Origin of the sequence: Psychromonas sp. SR45-3 (assembly GCF_014163575.1) — a bacterium.
Lineage (GTDB): Bacteria > Pseudomonadota > Gammaproteobacteria > Enterobacterales > Psychromonadaceae > Psychromonas > Psychromonas arctica.
Genome location: NZ_JACJDP010000059.1, coordinates 1 through 17,519, shown reverse-complemented (window position 1 = coordinate 17,519; position 17,519 = coordinate 1). Strand labels below are relative to the sequence as shown.

Below are 17,519 nucleotides of genomic sequence, written 5' to 3'. Positions count from 1 at the left end.
ACTTTATTAACTTTATTAACCACCAAAATGATCGATAACGTAAGTGAATTAATGGTATTAGTGAGCACTCTTTAAGGATTGAAATGGATAGTAATACGTTTATACCACAAGCATTTATCGATAAAATGAGTACGATTTTGCCAGCTCATTTAAATATTGACGATTTAGTGGCTAGCTGCCGACGCCCTTTACGCCGAGCTATCCGCATTAATACGATTAAAATCAGTATTGAGGCATTTTTGGTCATTGCTGAAAATAAGAATTGGCAATTGACGCCTATCCCTTGGTGTACAAATGGATTTTGGATAGAACTTGATGAACAGCAATGCCCTTTAGGTAATAGTGCGGAACACTTGGCAGGCCTATTCTATGTGCAAGAAGCAAGTTCAATGATGCCGGTGTCCGCACTTACCCACCACTTCCAAGGTTCAGCACAATCCACCTTATTAGATGCCGCAGCCGCACCTGGCTCCAAAACAACACAATTAGCAGCCGAAATGAACAATCAGGGCTTGATCATTGCTAATGAATACTCATCAAGCAGGATCAAAATGTTGCACGCAAATATACAACGTTGTGGTATTAAAAACGTTGCCTTGACACACTTTGATGCCAACGTATTTGGGCAATGGTTACCTAACACTTTTGACGCTATTTTGTTAGACGCCCCTTGCTCTGGTGAAGGCACAGTACGAAAAGACAAACAAGCAATGAAAAACTGGGGGCAAGGTGCGATTGAAAGCATTTCAGCCACTCAGAAAACACTCATTGAAAGTGCATTTCAGGCGCTTAAACCCGGCGGAGTAATGGTCTATTCAACCTGTACTTTAAGCCTAGAAGAGAACCAAGAGGTTTGTTTGCACCTACAGGAAACCTACCCTGAGCAAGTTGAATTCTTATCATTAGGTGATTTATTTAAAGGGGCAGATAAAACAGTAACAGAGCAAGGTTTTTTACATATATGGCCGCAAGTTTATGATACAGAGGGGTTCTTTGTAGCAAGCATTAAAAAGACTGGTCATGTTGAATCCCCTCAAGCAAATAAACGCTTAGGTAAGTTTCCTTTTCAGCCTGCCGCTATAACAACGAAAGAAAAATTATTTAACTATTTTCAGCAACAATTTGGTATCACCGAAATAGAGGGGGTTTTATACCAACGAGATGATGAGTTTTGGTTATTCTCAGAAAATATAATTCCTTTGATTAATGAGTTACGTTTTTCTAGATTAGGAATAAAAATTGCCGAGCAATTTGGCAAAGGACGTAAATCAGGCTTCAAATGTACCCATGAATTTGCCACCTGTTATGGCCAACAAACAACATCATCGATTAACCTATTAGCGCATCAAGCACGAGAATACTTTCAAGGTAGAGATATCCATGATATCGATACTAAAAATAGCAAGGGCGAAGTGTTGCTGAGTTATCAGGGGTATATTATTGGCCTAGGTAAATCACTCGATAACCGTATTAAAAATAGTTTGCCAAGAGATCTGATCATAGATAAGAATCTATTTGAACAGTAATTATACGTGTTAATGCTTGAAAATAAGATTAGCTGGCTTTAGGGGCCAGCTAATCAATCATTGATAGCAGTGTTTGATACCTGAAGGGTTAAGCAATAATAAAAAATAAGCGATTATATTTAGTAGGCATTTTTATTTACAAAACCTTTGAAAACCGTCATGAAAATAATTTTTATATCAAAACTAATTGACCAAGTTCTAATATATTCTAAATCGAACTCAACGCGTTTTTCCATTTTATCAAGTGTATCCGTTTCACCACGCCATCCATTAATTTGCGCCCAGCCCGTAATACCGGGTTTGACGATATGGCGTAACATATAAAAATCAACTAACTTTCTATATTCTTCATTGTGGGCAACAGCATGTGGGCGAGGCCCAACTAATGACATACTGCCAGACAACACATTAATGAATTGTGGTAATTCATCCAACGACGTTCTACGTAAGAAATGCCCTAACTTGGTGATACGAGAATCCCCCTTTACCGCTTGTTTCACAAAAGAACCATTATCCATCGAATTCATGGAACGAAACTTCCATACATTAATAGGCCGCCCGTCTAAACCATAACGCATTTGCTTGAAAAAAACCGGCCCAGGAGAATCTTTTTTGATAAGCAAGGCAATGATTAACATCGGTAAAGCAATGACAGATAAAATCAATACTGCACCGACTACATCTTCAATACGTTTGATTAAACTTGCAGGCCCTGTCATTGGTGATTCATAGACACTAATAGTTTGAATCGAACCCACATTAGATAAGCGCGAGTTAATTAAATTAAAAGTAAAAAAGTCAGGTACTAAAAACACATCAACCGTCGTATCACCTAATGATCGAAGCAATTCCTCAATGCGCTTTTGAGCAGCTAAAGGGAGTGCAATATAGATGACATCGATTTCTCCGGCCTGCGCAGATGCTAACCCTTGGCTAATATCTCCTAGCAAGCAATCCATGTGCTTGGTGGTAGAACGATGATCAGCTCGATCATCGTAAAAGCCGAGTAATGTAAACCCAGTTTCAGGCTTATGAATAAGTTCATCTGCTAATAGTTCACCCGAAGATGTTAAACCAAAAATAGCGACTTTCTTAGTGTAATACCCTGCTCGTCTTCGTTTGAATAAAAACAGGTAAAAAAGAATTCGCCAACCAGCCAGTGCAAAACAGTTGATGATGATCCAAGAGCCGATAATCACTCGCGAAATATCTACGCTGGTTTTACTAAAGAATAGAAAGATAACGACACTAAAAATGCCTGCCACCCAGGATAAAAAAGTATAACTGGTGATACGAGAGAACTCTCCCACTCGCCAGCTACGGTAGAGCATTTGGCTTTCAGCAGAAAATGCAAAACCAAGTGAAGCGATTAAGCCAACCACCAAATAAGTATCTGTTAATTGTTCACCTTTAAAGTGAACAATTAAAAACAGAGTTAATTGGATAATGACAAAATCAATGCAACGGTATAATGCTGAATATGCATGAGCACTATTATCTTTAACATTGTGTTGAACAGGCATTTACTTCCCTTTAAAACATTTTTTTCGATAAGTTGAAGCCATAAAAGTAGTCACATATGGGTATTATTTCAACTTATAAACGGTTTTAATGCACGTATTAAATAATACCGCGTGTATCTATCACCACTTTTGTTGCAAACTGAGTGCGTTCTGTTGATTTAAATTGTTTATGATCCACTAAGACGACGACAACATTTGCTTTGTCTAAAGCATCGCCCAAGGAAGAAAGTGTCACGCCAGATTCTGACAAAGAAGTAGGAAGTTGCTTGATATTAGGCTCAACGGCAATAATATCGCCTAGCCCTTTAGCAACGAGGTCTTTAACGATTTCTAACGCAGGACTTTCTCGCAAGTCATCAATATCTGCTTTAAAAGCTAATCCTAAACAAGCAATAACAGGACGTTTGAATTCATCTGCGGCTTTACATATCTGATCCACAACATAATGTGGTTTAGCATCATTAGTCAAACGTGCTTGTTTAATTATTTTTGCTTCTTCAGGGCAACTATCAACAATGAACCAAGGATCAACAGCAATGCAATGCCCACCAACACCCGGTCCAGGGTTAAGAATATTCACTCGTGGATGTCGATTCGCTAGCTTAACCAGTTCCCACACATTAATTTTTAACTTATCACAGATAACAGAAAGTTCATTAGCAAAGGCAATATTAACATCACGGAATGAATTCTCAGTCAGTTTTGCCATTTCGGCTGTACGCGCATTGGTAACAATGCACTCACCACGTACAAATTGTTCATACAATTGTATCGCCAGTTGGCTACATGCGTCAGACATGCCACCAATCACACGGTCGTTTGAAACGAGTTCAGTTAATACATGTCCAGGTAAAACTCGTTCAGGGCAGTGAGCCACTTTGATATCGGCAGCGTCGCCTTTATCCTGAGGGAAAGTTAAGTCAGGTCGAGCCAACTTTAACCAACCCGCTAACTTTTCAGTGGTCCCAACAGGAGAAGTTGATTCTAAAATAACTAGATTACCCTTAACTAGCACGGGAGCAATCATATTTGCAGCGGCTTCGATATAGGATAAGTCAGGCGAATGAGATGACGTAGCATCTTCCTTGAAAGGAGTCGGCACCGCGACCATAAATACATCCGCAGGTTCAGCGGTTGTTGTCGCACGAAGTTTGCCAGTGGTGACAACACTTCGAACGACGATGTCTAAATCAGGCTCTACAATATGTATTTGACCTGCATTAATGGTATTAACCGCATCGGCATTAACATCAACACCTATTACGTCAAAACCACGAGAGGCAATCACAGCAGCGGTAGGTAGTCCAATATAACCTAGACCAATAACAGATATAGTTTTAAATGGCATTTTTTATTTAATCCTTTAATAATTCTTTAACAATACGAGCACATGCAAAACCATCACCATAAGGGTTATGCGATTTAGCCATTGTTTGATATTTTTCATCATCAGTTAATAACAAAATAGTCTCTGAAGTGATACGTTGAACGTCCGTGCCGACTAATTTTACTGTGCCAGCTTCAATAGCTTCAGGTCTTTCGGTGGTATCTCGCATCACTAAAACCGGTTTACCTAAAGATGGGGCTTCTTCCTGTACACCACCGGAATCGGTAATAATAAGATAACAGCGGTTCATGAGATATACGAAGGGCAAATAATCTTGAGGCTCAATTAAAAACACATTATTCAATGTACTTAATAGACGATTAACCGGCTCTCTTACATTGGGATTCATATGCATTGGGTAAACAATTTGCACATCGGGTTGTGCTTTAGCAATATTAGCCAATGCTTCGCAAATACGTTCAAATCCACCACCAAAACTTTCTCGACGATGTCCTGTCACTAAGATCATTTTTTTATTACTATCCAAAAAGGGAAACTGCTCAGCCAGAGAAGTTTGTAAGCCAGTATCCGATTCTAATTTTTGTTTAACCCATAACAAGGCATCAATAACAGTGTTACCCGTCACAACCACATGGTCATTGGGAACATGTTCTCTAAGTAAGTTAGATTTTGATAATTCGGTAGGAGCGAAATGATAGCGGGTTAATACCCCAGTCAATCTTCGATTTGCTTCTTCAGGCCAAGGAGAATACAGATCACCGGTACGCAATCCTGCTTCTACATGACCAATATCAATTTGCTTATAAAAAGCAGCTAATGAGGCAGAGAAAGTCGTCGTTGTATCCCCATGAACAAGTACAACATCAGGTTTAAAGTCATCCAGTACCTGCTTGAGGCCATTCAATATATTTTCGGTTACATCGAACAAATCTTGCCCTGGCTTCATGATATTTAAATCATAATCGGGCTTAATGTTAAACAACTGCAAGACTTGATCTAACATTTCCCTATGCTGAGCAGTCACACATACTTTACTCTCAATTCCAGGCTCTGCGGCAAGCTCATGAACCAAAGGCGCCATTTTTATTGCTTCGGGGCGTGTACCGAAGACTGTTAACACTTTTTTCATTTCAGAGCCTTACAAGTTATTCAATGCTTAATATACATAAGTCAGTTATTTAACTCTTTGATCTTAATTCAACTTTAAAATAGTTAAAAGCCAAAGTCTCAACTTACTCTCACATGTTCTGACTAACGAGTGTAGGTTACGTAGTTTTATTATATATAAAAAACATTATTGTTTGAATTTATCAATTATGACAGTTTTATTAATTAAAAATCAACTTATCACGTTGAAGATAAGCGTAATTTCTATTGTTATTACATAATAGCTAGTTTACGGGAAAGATCATTGACAATATCACTCCGATAACAATTAAATAAAGTTTAAATAATAACGAGAGAAATAAAAAGTCATAAAATAAAAACAGATAATGAGAAAGTTAATAGAATGAAGATGGGTTAGTGAATAAGGAGGCCATAATAGCAGTAAAAATTGCACTATCAAACTCTAAATTAATCATAAGCAACTGTTTTAATTAATTATAAAAAAACAAACTCAATTATGACATAAAAAAACAATAACAAACGAGCAATTCGTTTTTATAGTTTTTTCAGCGCTTAGGGGACATTTCATCAATGAACAATAATGTCACTATAAAAAGCGTTTCAAGCTGAATTACTGCTCACTTACGTAAATCACTATTTTTATAAATAACTCATGCGCTATCAAAATATACGGATCCATTACTTACAGGGTTTTAAAATAACAGAGTTCATTGTAAAAACAGCCTAATAACGCTCAAAAAATTCACAAAATAAATCGTTAGTATTATCTTAATTATATAAACAAATAAGCTTTTGAAATTTATTGTCATCATTTAACTGTAATTCAAAATATCCACGCACACCTAGCTGAGTAAAAAAAGGGACAAAACGCATCGCAGGTAACTGCAACATTGCGCCTTGTTCGCTACGCACTTTCACTACCGTATTAGGAACACGATATAATTTTTCAAACTCTTGGTAACTGATGCTTATTCTAAAATGATACTGCTTCATTACAACTCCTAGTAATGGTCAAGTGAGTATAACGTCCTAATGACGCATAAGGTTCGTGTTGACAATACTTCAGTTCCATTGCCAATAACTGTTCAAAATTATGTTCAGAAAAGTCTGCAGATTTCATATAATCATGTAAAACGCGGACGCCGGTTTTTTTTATGACAGACATGTTTGCACGTTTAAGCCAATCAAGTACATCGGCTTCAAATAAGGGATTCGTAGGTGATAAGCGCACTACCTTTTTCCGTGGCATGCCTAACGCGACAAAATTCAAATTACCCGATACTAAATTAAAGAAACGTTGTGCCTCTTTATTGTAAAACATCAATGACACTAAGCCATCATCATTGAGCCAGTTTAATAAACTATGTAAGGTCGATTCAGGTTCAGCTAACCACTCTAATACCGCATGATTTAGAATCAAATCAAACTGTCCCTCAATATGTTCATTTAACGCTTGAATCGCACAATGTAATACGGTTACATTGTTTTTATAGGGTTTATCCGCTAATTGTTGTTTAGCGACCGTAAGTAACTCACCAGAAATATCACATAACACCACTTGATGACCTAAAGCAGCTAGTTTTTGACTAAAATAACCAAAACCACCGCCAGCATCTAAAATACGTAATGTTGGTTTGTTTAATCGCTGCATGCACGCTAACAACTCTCGCCAAACAACCTCTTTTCGGATTGCACCTTTATCGCTTCCATAAATATTATTAATAAATTTTTGTGCTATAGGGTCAAAATTATGATCAATCACTAAATTATATTCTCATCTTTATTGGTTTTTGTTAAAGGGAGGAGGCGCTTAAAATGGCCTTTATTTACCTAAATTAACGTGACTTATTTGAATTAACAGCATTTTCCTTAAAAATTGCACTTATTATGCAAACATAAGCTAAAAAGCAGGCATAAAAAATAGGCAGCTGTATTATCAATACAGCTGCCTCTTATAATAAATTAACGTTATTTTTTAGATTTCATCTGCTCAATAAACCAAGTGATAATGCGATCATACAACTTATCACCTAAGAAATCATCTTCGACTTGATGGTCGATACTAGGGTTATCATTTACTTCAACGACGTAAACATTACCTTGTTCATCTTCTTTTAAATCAACGCCATATAATCCATTTCCAACGCCGTCAGCAGCGGCTATTGCGACCTTTTTAACCTTTTCTGGCACGTCTTCAAAAGCTAAAGTAACAGAGTCACCACTAAATTGGTCGCTGTCTTTATCTTTTTCATGATTGTATATTTGCCAATGGTTTTCACTCATAAAGTACTTACAAGCAAACAAGCCTTCACCGCCTAATACACCAACTCGCCAATCGTATTTTGTATAGAGAAATTTTTGTACCAAGATCAAGTCACTTTTTTTCAGCATTTGTTCGAGCACAACTTTCAATTGATCAACATCATCAACTTTTTTAACGCCGATACTAAAAGATCCATCGGGGATCTTTACCACCAGCGGAAAACCAAATTCATTAATTAATGCGTTTAATACTGATGCTTTAGCGCTTGAGACAAATCGCCCTGGAATACCTGGTAGTTTTAAACGGTCTAATAGATTAGCCATAAAAATTTTATTAGTGCATTTTAAAATAGAATTGGGATCATCCAGTACAACGATCCCTTCCGAGGCTGCCACTTTTGAAAACTTATAAGTATGGTTACTAATCGAAGTTGTTTCACGAATGAATAACCCATCGAATTCATTTATTCTAGCAAAATCCTTTTTCGTAATTAACTCTGAATAAACAGCGTGTCTTTCACAAGATCCCATAAATTTCTCAATGGCTATCTTGTCACTGGGCGGCATTTTTTCTTCAGGGTTAACTAAAATAGCAAGGTCATAAAGGTACGCTTTTTGTTTTTTAGGTGTACGCCACATTCTATTACTGTACTTTTCTAAAGCACTAGCAAAAAAGTCTTGCTCTAGGTCGGAGAGTTGGTTGATATTAACTGGTACAACGGAGTCAATCTGCCAGAAAGTATTTTGTATTAATGTCACCTCTAAAATCGGGCATGGGTAATACTCAAAAATTTGACGAGCAAGCTTATCGAAGTCTTTTATTTGCGACTTACTGAAATAAACTTTAAAGCTTAATTTCTTAATGTCACCTTCTTGCTTAAGAAATTTACTATTCATATTAGTAGTGATCTGCTGTAACGCATCGAGATCATTAATGTATAAACTTTTTTTACTGAGATCATTGATTGTTTTTAAATTGGGTAATACCTTATGGTTTCTCGCTTCCGCTAAGAGACTACAATAGTATCCATGAGACAAATACTTATACTTTCTTGATAAGTTTAAAACCCTAAGATTTTTAGCATTTTGGTATTGTTGATCAAATAAGTAACTATCGGTTGTTACCACTTGTTCAGTAGGAAAAAACGGTTGCCAATCTTCTATTTTATCAACGACTACAATAAAGTTATCCACAAAATTTCCTCTCCTATATAATTGAGCCGATTCTGAACCTAAAGGATTAATAAGGAAAGTTAAATATGCAGTATCGTAAGGCAAAAATAGAAGATATTAAGCGCTTGCTGGACATTGAAAATTTAAATTTTAATTATGACCAACTGACCCGTAAAAATTTTCATTATTTTATACAACAAGGTCACTGTGACCTTATTATGCAGCTAAGAAACAATACAATAAGCGCATACGGGTTATTGCTTTACCGTAAAGGCAGCCGCAGGGCTCGTTTATATTCATTGGCAGTTCACCCTGACTTTCACGGCCAAGGTTGTGGTGAAAAATTAATGTGCGAGCTAGAACAAGTCGCACAGCATCATCAGCGCCATTTGATTAGATTAGAAGTGAAGGTAAGCAATACTAATGCTATAAGGTTGTATCAAAAAATAGGCTATGTACAGTTCACTATCAAACCCGCTTATTACGCTGATGGTCAAGATGCATTGTGTTTTGAAAAGAAATTATAAGATTCAATAAAGGTCATACATGATATTTGTATTAAAAAAATGGATTGGAGGGTTATTAATGCCACTGCCCTTCTCTTTATTATTATTATTAGTCAGTTTATTACTGCTTTTTTTTAGTCGACGTCAGCTATTAGCTAAAGCTCTCGCGTTATTTAGTTTCATCATTCTCTTTGTGTTCAGCTTATTACCAAGTGCTTATCACTTAGCAAAACCTCTAGAGCGCCAATATCCTCCATTGCTAGTTGCAGAACAATCTTTGGACTATATTCTAGTATTGGGTTCATCGGGTATAAATGATAAAAACTTGCCAATTACAGGACAACTTTCCGCAACGGCACTAAGTCGTTTTAGTGAAGCATTACGGCTCTATTATGCGAACCCTAATGCCATCCTTGTCGTTTCAGGCTCAGGCTTTGGAGATACAAAGAGCCATGCGCAATTATTACAAACACTGGCTTTGACATTTACAATACCTGAACAAAGAATCATACGATTAGATAGCAGTAAGGACACACAACAAGAAGCGCAACAAATGTCTACACTGATACAAGGTAAAAAAGCAGCGCTAGTAACCTCAGCAACGCATATGCCAAGAGCCATGGCTTTATTCAGGCATTATAATCAATATCCAATAGCCGCACCGGCGATGTATATTGCTAAAGAAAACACACATAGTCTACCTGCCTATTATTATATTCCATCGGCTTATCAGTTATATAAATCACAAGTCGCTTTACACGAGTATCTCGGTTTTTTACAACAATGGTTGGTTAGGACACTAGCTGATTAAAATAATACCAATCTGGATAAATAAATGGTCTATTTAGGTGTTAGGGAAAATGGATGATAGCAATGCGTTGATTGCAGTAACTAGTTATTCTTAACACAAAATATATTGGATAATTTTGAACAGCTTTAGGTGGCCCCTGAATGGTGAATAACAGGGTGTTCTGAATCAAATCAACAACGAAGCTAGGATTCATTTTAACAAGCATAAATGACTAGATAATTACTTAGATTGGCATAACTACCACTACAAGAGTAGAGCATAGATACATAAGCTATAGAAACTAATGAGTGAAAAGCGAATGGTAAAATTTAAAGGTTTAGTGATATACAAAAGAGTCTGCAAGAGCAGACTTTATTTGACTATTATGTGGGTATTGAGCAACTGTTTTGATTGGCAATAAATAGTAGTAAATAAGTAATTAACCCATTTAGACCAGTTGTGATGGTCTTTTAATTACAGCTTGCCCAACAACAACATGCTCACCATTAAAGGTCATGGTTGGTGAACCGTATAGTTCATAACCTTCACTTAATACTTTAGTGATTCGACTGCAAAACTCGGCGTCATCTTTACCCGTGATTAGTTTATAACTATCAATTGAATTTGGCATATTAATATCCTTTAATCGTGCTTATGAAGTCATTTCAGCATACGATGAATTAGCGTAAAGGCCTATTATTTATAGACAAAATTGTGAATAAACAGTGTGGATGACTAAAAATACGGCATTTAATCAGCCGTATTTAGTGCATTTACCATCTCATCAAAGCATTTCAACATAAACAATAATATACGAAGGCGTATATAAAGTTTAATTGTGTCTTGTAAAAGTTAAGGACGATACACTTTCACATTATTGAAACCCGCTTCTTTCAAATATAAAGCTTGTAATTGACTCATCACACCACGGTCACAATACAGTAAATAAGTTTTATCTTGAGCAAGTGTTTCGAATTGGCTACCTAGTTTAAAGAAAGGAAGATGTTGTACTTCAACCCCATCTAACTGTAATGGCTTATCTTCTTGTTCATCGGCAGATCGAATATCTAACACAATGTCATTAGTAGAGAAACCTGATACTGATTCGACTTCAGTCACTTGTTCTTTTGCTGCCGTTGCAATGTCTTTAATATCGAGAGTCTGCGCTTCAGCCACAACTTTATCAATTAATGACATATCAAAGTTAGCTTCTTCACTCTCAATCTTGCTCATCACCGCTTTAACCGTTGGACGCTGAGAGATAACACCACAGTACTCAGGAATCGTTTCAGAAATTTCTGCAGTACCAATTTCACGTGCACAATCAATAATCTCTTGTTTATCGGTTGCAACTAGCGGACGTAAGATCAGCATGTCAGTCACTTGGTCAATCACAGATAGATTACGTAATGTTTGACTGGAAACCTGACCTAATGCTTCACCTGTTACCAATCCTTCAATTGCTAAATTATCAGCCACTTTGCGTGCAGCACGCATCATCATACGCTTCAGTACAACCCCCATTTGGCCGTTATCCACTTTTTCTAGGATTTCAGCAACAACAGGCTCAAAAGGCACAGAAACAAATTTCACACGATGAGAAGCACCAAAGCGTTCCCACAAATGATAAGCGACTTGCTTCACACCAATTTCATGAGCTGCACCGCCCAAATTAAAGAAGCAGTAATGTACACGAGAACCACGTTTCAATAATTTGTAACTAGAGACGCCTGAATCAAATCCACCAGAGATAAGGGATAACACTGATTCCTGTGTTCCTAGTGGGAAACCGCCTAAGCCTTTATAACGTTGATCAACCATGAATAATTTATTTTCATTAATTTCAATGTTAACAGTAACGTCAGGATTTTTTAATTTAACTGAAAGCGCATCCGTATGCTGATTTAAACCACCACCAACATAACGCTCTACTTCATTTGAGCCGAAGTCATGGGTACCGATACGCTTAGCACGAACACAAAATGTTTTACCCGCTAAACTTTCACCAAAACTGACTTTAGTTTGTTCGTAAATATCATGAATATCGGTAAAAGTACTTTCGCTTACTTCTAAAAAATGTGCAATACCAGGTGTACTTTGTAAATAATGAATCACCTTCGCTTTATTATCAGGATCATTATTTTCGCTGCGTACAATAATTTTATCCCACTCTAAAATCACTTTTATTTCTTCATCATGACGAGTAAGTACGTTACGGATATTGCCTTGTAACATTTTGCTGAAGCGCTTGCGCACAGGTTTACTTTTCATCATAATTTCTGGAAAAAGTTTGACGATAAATTTCATGGGTACCACTCTTGAATTCAGGACTGTAATAATTTTGAAGTGCGAATTATACGCACTACGTTGTTGTGCGCAATCTTTACTCGGGCTGTAATCGTTTTAAGTTGATTTCACAACTGCCTTTATTGGCAGCAATATACAAAACATTGTCAGTAATCGTCATACTAAAATCCATTGTACGTTCAACTAAAGCGGCCAAAACTTGAATTTGCTCAAACTCAAATTGAAACACTTCTGCATTAATAGTCGCAAAATCTTTTTTTGACTGTTTCCACCAAACACCAGATTTAGTGTTGAACGTATAAACGATTGTCTGTTTAGCTTGTCGACTAGCTTTTTTAATACGATCAAAAGCAGGTTCACCGACATCAATCCATAACAAAAATTCATCGCTATAATTTTTAGCCCAAATATCTGGGTCATCGGCCTCACTCAAGCCTTTAGTGAAACTTAAAAACTCTTGGTTATTAAGTACAAATGCAAGAATACGTGTCACCATGCGTTCCGTTGTTTCCGATGGGTGTTGTGCAATAGTTAACGGAATAGTTTCATAAACATCTTGATCTAAGTTAGAAACATTAATGTTCATTTTAAAAATAGTAGGCTTTAACGCCATGTTCTTTCTCCAAAAAAAAACCACGTTATAAAACGTGGTTTAAAATTATTTAATCACTTGAGAAAATGATTATACAGGCATTTTCGCCAATTCTTCACATACCATATCACCAAACTCAGCAGTACTAACTAAATTTGCTTCACCTGGCTTAGATAGGTCTGATGTTGAGTAACCATTTTCAAATACGCTTTGCATTGCATTCCAAAGGTTTTTAGCTTCTTTTTCCATACCAAAGCTCATCTCTAGCATTAGCGCCACAGAACCGATCATTGAGTATGGATTTGCAATACCTTTACCAGCGATATCTGGCGCAGAACCATGTGAAGGTTCGTAGTAAGATTTCTCAGGACCTTTACAAGCAGAAGGCATTAGACCTAAAGAACCTAAAATACCACCACCTTGATCACTTAAAATATCACCAAACATGTTTTCCATTACCATTACGTCAAACATAGTTGGTTTTAGACATAGGTATGTCGCAGCAGCATCAACTAAAATGTTGATCACTTCCACTTCAGGGAAGTTTTTGCTTTCTTCTTCTACGATTTCATTCCATAAAACGCTTGATTTTAACACGTTTGATTTATGGATATTGTGCATCACTTTTTTACGTTTCATTGAAACTTCAAAACCAACACGAACGATTTGACGGATTTGATCTTCATCGTATTCTAATACTTCACGAACAAAACGTTTACCATCAGCATTTACGCCAGTTTCTTTTTCACCAAAGTATAAGCCACCTACTAGTTCACGAATTAACATGATATCGATACCATCACCGACAACAGATGCTTTCAACGGAGAAAAATGTGCTAATCCTTTCGGTAAATACACAGGACGAAAGTTAGCATAGGTATTGTAACGACGACGTAATGGCAATAAAGCACCACGTTCAGGTTGCTCATCTACAGGAATTTTTTTAGAGTCTTCATGATTTAAACCAATCGTCCCTTTTAGAATTGCATCAGCTTTGTCACAAGCTGCTTTAGTTTCTTCAGGGAAAGCTTTACCAGTAGCAAAATAAGCAGCGGCACCAAATAAAACGTCGTTTAATTCAAAGTTAACATCTGCATTACGCTGTTCAACTAACTTTAAAACTTTTACTGCCTCTTTCATTACTTCAGGACCGATACCGTCACCTGCTAGTAAAGCAATGTTATATGTTGTCATTTTTTTTCCCTAAATGAATTATCGAATTGTATTTATACTCGTCAGTTTTTAACCTTTATGCCTAGAATCTTTTCAACTCACAGCTTGCTGGTTTTTAGATATTGAATAATAACGAGTAAGCATGCTTGGCATAATAAAGTAAAAGCACACTAAGTTTCAATTTTTGAAACACTTTTTTAGCATATTTAAGCAAAATAAGTGAATATTAAACAGGATTATCAATATCTATAAAGATCACATCAAGATCCATTTCTACAGCTAACCATTCACCTAAGGCTTTTACGCCATAACGTTCCGTTGCATGATGCCCCGCCGCAAAGTAATGAATCCCCATTTCTTTAGCAATATGCGTAGTACGTTCAGATATCTCGCCGCTAATAAATGCATCAATCCCTTGTTCTGCAGCAATAGTAATGTAATCCTGTCCGCCACCTGTACACCAAGCAATGGTTTTAATCTCTGGTTTACCACCATCTATCCATAAAGGGGTTCGTTGCAACTGTTGGGTAATAGAGGCAACCAGTGTTTGTGGCGTAATCGCATTTTCAAATTTCCCAACTCGGCCTACACTGCGTTTATCCCAAGGTTCAAGTGGTCGTCTATCAATAATATTGAGTAGTTCAGCCAATTGTTTATTGTTGCCTAATTCAGGATGTACATCTAAGGGTAAATGGTAGGCATAAAGATTGATGCCATTCTCTATCAGCGCTTTAATACGATGATATTTCATGCCAACAATTTGTTGTGCTTCCCCCTTCCAGAAAAAACCGTGATGCACTAAAATTGCATCCGCATTATGGGCAATAGCCGCATCAATTAATGCCTGATTAGCAGTAACCCCGGTCACCACTTTTTTGACTTGCTCACGGCCCTCTATTTGTAGACCATTAGGGCAATAATCTTTAAATTGATGTATTTCTAAAAACTGATCCAGCTTATTAGCAAGTTTACGGTTATTCATAGTATTCACTTTTCTTGATGTATTTAATGGGGAATTTGATCATTATAAAAACAAATAAGACTTCATAAAATAGGCTAATATTGGTTCATTAGCCTTTGATATTCATAATCAAATTGTTACCCATAATAAAATGGTTTTTCATCATAAAATGTTCTGCATAATGAAAGCAAGAATCACTTTGATTCAAACGCACCAATATCCGGCGCTAGACCACTATAAGAGAGAGAAATTAAGTCGCCTTTTCCCCAAGTTATGTTTTTATCTAGGTATATTTTATTAGACAGCCTATCAATTTTTACAATTGTTGCAACTTGTGGCTTTTTAGATGCGATTGACGCTGAGCGAACCATAATTTGATCCCCTGTTTCATTAGTAATCCCTGCTCCGTCGTAAAAGAACTGACTATCTTGTACTTGAAAACTATCCCCCTCCCCCGTTGCGCTTATTATTTTACTTAGATGTAGGCCAGTATCAAGCATAGGGCTGTCGGTTGATAATCTATAATCATGCTGTTTTTGATTAACAAACAAGGGATCACTGGCTAAAGTGTCCTTAAAGCGAACCGGTATAAAGCTGCCTTCAAAGTCATACACGCTCATCTCGCGAGAGTTTCCCCACAAACCAATCACTTTATCACTGAGGTCACTGCTAATATTGTTATTAACAAACCATTCATCCCCTTCTTTTTGACGAAACAGTACTTGTTTTGCATTGTTATCACTGCATTGGCTTGCACCTAATCCTTGATTATTCCAAAGAATATTATTGATAAACTGATTATCAGTAAATTTTTCTATTTCACTGCCAATGGCAATACCAACACACCAGTTATCATGAAAAGTATTATGATAAATTCGATTGCTATAATTATAGGTTGCTTCAGGTCGATAACTAGCCAGGCTGAATCCAACATTAGTATGATAGAAAGTGTTAAAGCGGATCAAACCATGTTGACCAGCATATTGGATCCCGTTACCACCACTTGCAGAATAATAACGCACCGCATCTTTAAACACATTATGCTCAATCAAATTATATTGGCTCGCATCCAATACCTCACTTTGCTGCCTAAAACGTCCATTGCCATGCCAATTCATGGTGCCCTGTTCGCAATCAAATACCGCCCCTAACTTTTGCTTTTTATTACTGAATATATTATCTCGAATAACATTAAAACTACCGCATTTGATATTCCAAACATCGTGCCCTGCCAGATTCATCGTATTGCCTTGAACACGGTTATAATTTGCATGCACGAGTGATAATAGATCCGTGCCTTTTTGAAACAGGTTATTAACGATTTGATTGTGATGGCTAAAAGCGACATACAAGCCGCCTCGTTTGCTTGCACTTCGCCCCTCATTATAAATACTTGAACCAGTGAACTTGTTATTAGTGAAAATATTATGGTGGGCATTTAAAAAGCGACCAAAACCAATGCTTTTATCGACGCCAATTCCGTTCACTACAATGTATGACACTTCATCTAACCATATCGCACCATACTCTTCCCCATGATCAATAGAATTAACATTATAAAGTGTCACTTTTTCATTTTTATAGGCGCTAAACGCGATATAAGCCTTTGCATTACCCGATTTAGTGACATGTAAAGCTTGTTTAAAACGTCCTTCACGTAACAGAAATAGATCCCCTGCTTTCGCCATTTTATTAGCCGTTGATAAATTGCTAACAGCCAACCAATGTCCTTGCCCGCATTTACGAGTCGTTGGTTGATAACGTTCACAGCTTGTTTTCAATTTAGGATCAATAAACACATACCTTGAAAAGGCAGGCAGGTTAAATTGTTTTAATAGCGTATTAAAGGTGGGATCAGGCAAAGATTGAGCTTGGATAGAAGTCGTTAATAAGCCGCTAATGAAGAACACCGAGCAATAAAATATTCGCAACATAAAGTATTCCTTTTGTAGCAGTCAATACCAATGAAAAATAATACAGCACTCAATACAATATATAATCTGGCTATATGAATTGGTTTGTAATGGTAGCAGTTTTAGCTGTAGTGCTATTTTATAGCAAAACGCAGTTAATGAAGTGCCTAAAATAATTTGAAGATAAATATCTTGTAACTACTCAGCACTCATTAAAACTGAGTGCTTTTTACCAAAATAAAAACGTAAATGCTCAGGGCTAAGCTATTTATGCTTAGTTCAAGGCGAAAAAGCGCAGTTTAGTGGTTTAAATGAGC

15 protein-coding genes are annotated in these 17,519 nt (G+C 36.8%); 3 read left to right on the top strand and 12 right to left on the bottom strand.

Annotated features, from left to right (window positions below):
* Positions 1–83: 83 nt before the first annotated feature.
* Complete coding sequence (rsmF, locus tag H5084_RS18510) at positions 84–1,526, top strand: 16S rRNA (cytosine(1407)-C(5))-methyltransferase RsmF (protein WP_182692124.1); 1,443 nt, start codon at positions 84–86, stop codon at positions 1,524–1,526.
* Between the two features lie 119 nt (positions 1,527–1,645).
* Here the strand turns inward: rsmF and H5084_RS18505 are convergent, their stop codons facing one another.
* The 6 genes from H5084_RS18505 to H5084_RS18480 all read right to left on the bottom strand — a co-directional run bounded on the left by H5084_RS18505 (position 1,646) and on the right by H5084_RS18480 (position 8,981).
* Positions 1,646–3,049 (bottom strand): undecaprenyl-phosphate glucose phosphotransferase, encoded by a 1,404-nt coding sequence (locus H5084_RS18505; RefSeq protein WP_037070874.1) that lies wholly within the window; start codon positions 3,047–3,049, stop codon positions 1,646–1,648.
* A 97-nt stretch (positions 3,050–3,146) separates the two neighbouring features.
* Positions 3,147–4,397, bottom strand: coding sequence for a UDP-N-acetyl-D-mannosamine dehydrogenase (gene wecC, locus H5084_RS18500; RefSeq protein WP_182692123.1), 1,251 nt, complete (start codon positions 4,395–4,397; stop codon positions 3,147–3,149).
* A 7-nt stretch (positions 4,398–4,404) separates the two neighbouring features.
* On the bottom strand, positions 4,405–5,526 hold the full coding sequence (gene wecB / locus H5084_RS18495) for a non-hydrolyzing UDP-N-acetylglucosamine 2-epimerase (RefSeq protein ID WP_028867659.1): 1,122 nt from the start codon (positions 5,524–5,526) through the stop codon (positions 4,405–4,407).
* Positions 5,527–6,293: 767 nt separating this feature from the next.
* Positions 6,294–6,518: a DUF2835 domain-containing protein gene (locus tag H5084_RS18490; RefSeq protein WP_028867660.1), complete on the bottom strand. Its 225-nt coding sequence runs from the start codon at positions 6,516–6,518 to the stop codon at positions 6,294–6,296.
* Positions 6,499–7,287 carry a methyltransferase gene (locus H5084_RS18485; RefSeq protein ID WP_182692122.1) on the bottom strand — a complete coding sequence of 263 codons (789 nt, stop codon included), beginning with the start codon at positions 7,285–7,287 and terminating at the stop codon, positions 6,499–6,501. Before H5084_RS18485 ends, H5084_RS18490 begins: the two co-directional genes overlap by 20 nt.
* Before the next feature lie 206 nt (positions 7,288–7,493).
* Positions 7,494–8,981 carry a RimK family protein gene (locus tag H5084_RS18480; protein ID WP_182692121.1) on the bottom strand — a complete coding sequence of 496 codons (1,488 nt, stop codon included), beginning with the start codon at positions 8,979–8,981 and terminating at the stop codon, positions 7,494–7,496.
* Between the two features lie 65 nt (positions 8,982–9,046).
* Here H5084_RS18480 and H5084_RS18475 point away from each other — a divergent pair, with 65 nt between their 5' ends.
* Together H5084_RS18475 and H5084_RS18470 are read left to right on the top strand one after the other, a co-directional pair.
* Positions 9,047–9,487 carry an N-acetyltransferase gene (locus H5084_RS18475; RefSeq protein WP_182692120.1) on the top strand — a complete coding sequence of 147 codons (441 nt, stop codon included), beginning with the start codon at positions 9,047–9,049 and terminating at the stop codon, positions 9,485–9,487.
* 19 nt (positions 9,488–9,506) lie between these two features.
* Complete coding sequence (locus H5084_RS18470; protein ID WP_182692119.1) at positions 9,507–10,277, top strand: ElyC/SanA/YdcF family protein; 771 nt, start codon at positions 9,507–9,509, stop codon at positions 10,275–10,277.
* 427 nt (positions 10,278–10,704) lie between these two features.
* On the opposite strand, the gene H5084_RS18465 is transcribed toward H5084_RS18470, so the two are convergent.
* From H5084_RS18465 to H5084_RS18440, 6 genes are all read right to left on the bottom strand, one after another.
* Positions 10,705–10,887 (bottom strand): DUF1737 domain-containing protein, encoded by a 183-nt coding sequence (locus H5084_RS18465; RefSeq protein ID WP_028867664.1) that lies wholly within the window; start codon positions 10,885–10,887, stop codon positions 10,705–10,707.
* 221 nt (positions 10,888–11,108) lie between these two features.
* A complete protein-coding gene (gene thiI, locus H5084_RS18460; RefSeq protein ID WP_182692118.1) occupies positions 11,109–12,563 on the bottom strand; it encodes a tRNA uracil 4-sulfurtransferase ThiI in 1,455 nt (484 codons plus the stop codon).
* Between the two features lie 76 nt (positions 12,564–12,639).
* Complete coding sequence (locus tag H5084_RS18455; protein ID WP_028867666.1) at positions 12,640–13,176, bottom strand: YaeQ family protein; 537 nt, start codon at positions 13,174–13,176, stop codon at positions 12,640–12,642.
* 69 nt (positions 13,177–13,245) lie between these two features.
* On the bottom strand, positions 13,246–14,349 hold the full coding sequence (gene leuB, locus H5084_RS18450) for a 3-isopropylmalate dehydrogenase (protein WP_182692117.1): 1,104 nt from the start codon (positions 14,347–14,349) through the stop codon (positions 13,246–13,248).
* Positions 14,350–14,554: 205 nt separating this feature from the next.
* Complete coding sequence (locus H5084_RS18445) at positions 14,555–15,310, bottom strand: Nif3-like dinuclear metal center hexameric protein (protein ID WP_182692116.1); 756 nt, start codon at positions 15,308–15,310, stop codon at positions 14,555–14,557.
* Between the two features lie 173 nt (positions 15,311–15,483).
* Complete coding sequence (locus H5084_RS18440; RefSeq protein ID WP_182692115.1) at positions 15,484–17,223, bottom strand: NosD domain-containing protein; 1,740 nt, start codon at positions 17,221–17,223, stop codon at positions 15,484–15,486.
* Positions 17,224–17,519: the final 296 nt, after the last annotated feature.

What these genes read in the sequence shown, in the direction of transcription:
- wecB (WP_028867659.1), bottom strand. Translation starts at nt 5,526, where the DNA reads ATGAAAAAAGTGTTAACAGTCTTCGGTACACGCCCCGAAGCAATAAAA.
- H5084_RS18490 (WP_028867660.1), bottom strand. Translation starts at nt 6,518, where the DNA reads ATGAAGCAGTATCATTTTAGAATAAGCATCAGTTACCAAGAGTTTGAA.
- H5084_RS18505 (WP_037070874.1), bottom strand. Translation starts at nt 3,049, where the DNA reads ATGCCTGTTCAACACAATGTTAAAGATAATAGTGCTCATGCATATTCA.
- H5084_RS18455 (WP_028867666.1), bottom strand. Translation starts at nt 13,176, where the DNA reads ATGGCGTTAAAGCCTACTATTTTTAAAATGAACATTAATGTTTCTAAC.
- H5084_RS18470 (WP_182692119.1), top strand. Translation starts at nt 9,507, where the DNA reads ATGATATTTGTATTAAAAAAATGGATTGGAGGGTTATTAATGCCACTG.
- leuB (WP_182692117.1), bottom strand. Translation starts at nt 14,349, where the DNA reads ATGACAACATATAACATTGCTTTACTAGCAGGTGACGGTATCGGTCCT.
- H5084_RS18475 (WP_182692120.1), top strand. Translation starts at nt 9,047, where the DNA reads ATGCAGTATCGTAAGGCAAAAATAGAAGATATTAAGCGCTTGCTGGAC.
- rsmF (WP_182692124.1), top strand. Translation starts at nt 84, where the DNA reads ATGGATAGTAATACGTTTATACCACAAGCATTTATCGATAAAATGAGT.
- wecC (WP_182692123.1), bottom strand. Translation starts at nt 4,397, where the DNA reads ATGCCATTTAAAACTATATCTGTTATTGGTCTAGGTTATATTGGACTA.
- H5084_RS18465 (WP_028867664.1), bottom strand. Translation starts at nt 10,887, where the DNA reads ATGCCAAATTCAATTGATAGTTATAAACTAATCACGGGTAAAGATGAC.
- thiI (WP_182692118.1), bottom strand. Translation starts at nt 12,563, where the DNA reads ATGAAATTTATCGTCAAACTTTTTCCAGAAATTATGATGAAAAGTAAA.
- H5084_RS18445 (WP_182692116.1), bottom strand. Translation starts at nt 15,310, where the DNA reads ATGAATAACCGTAAACTTGCTAATAAGCTGGATCAGTTTTTAGAAATA.
- H5084_RS18440 (WP_182692115.1), bottom strand. Translation starts at nt 17,223, where the DNA reads ATGTTGCGAATATTTTATTGCTCGGTGTTCTTCATTAGCGGCTTATTA.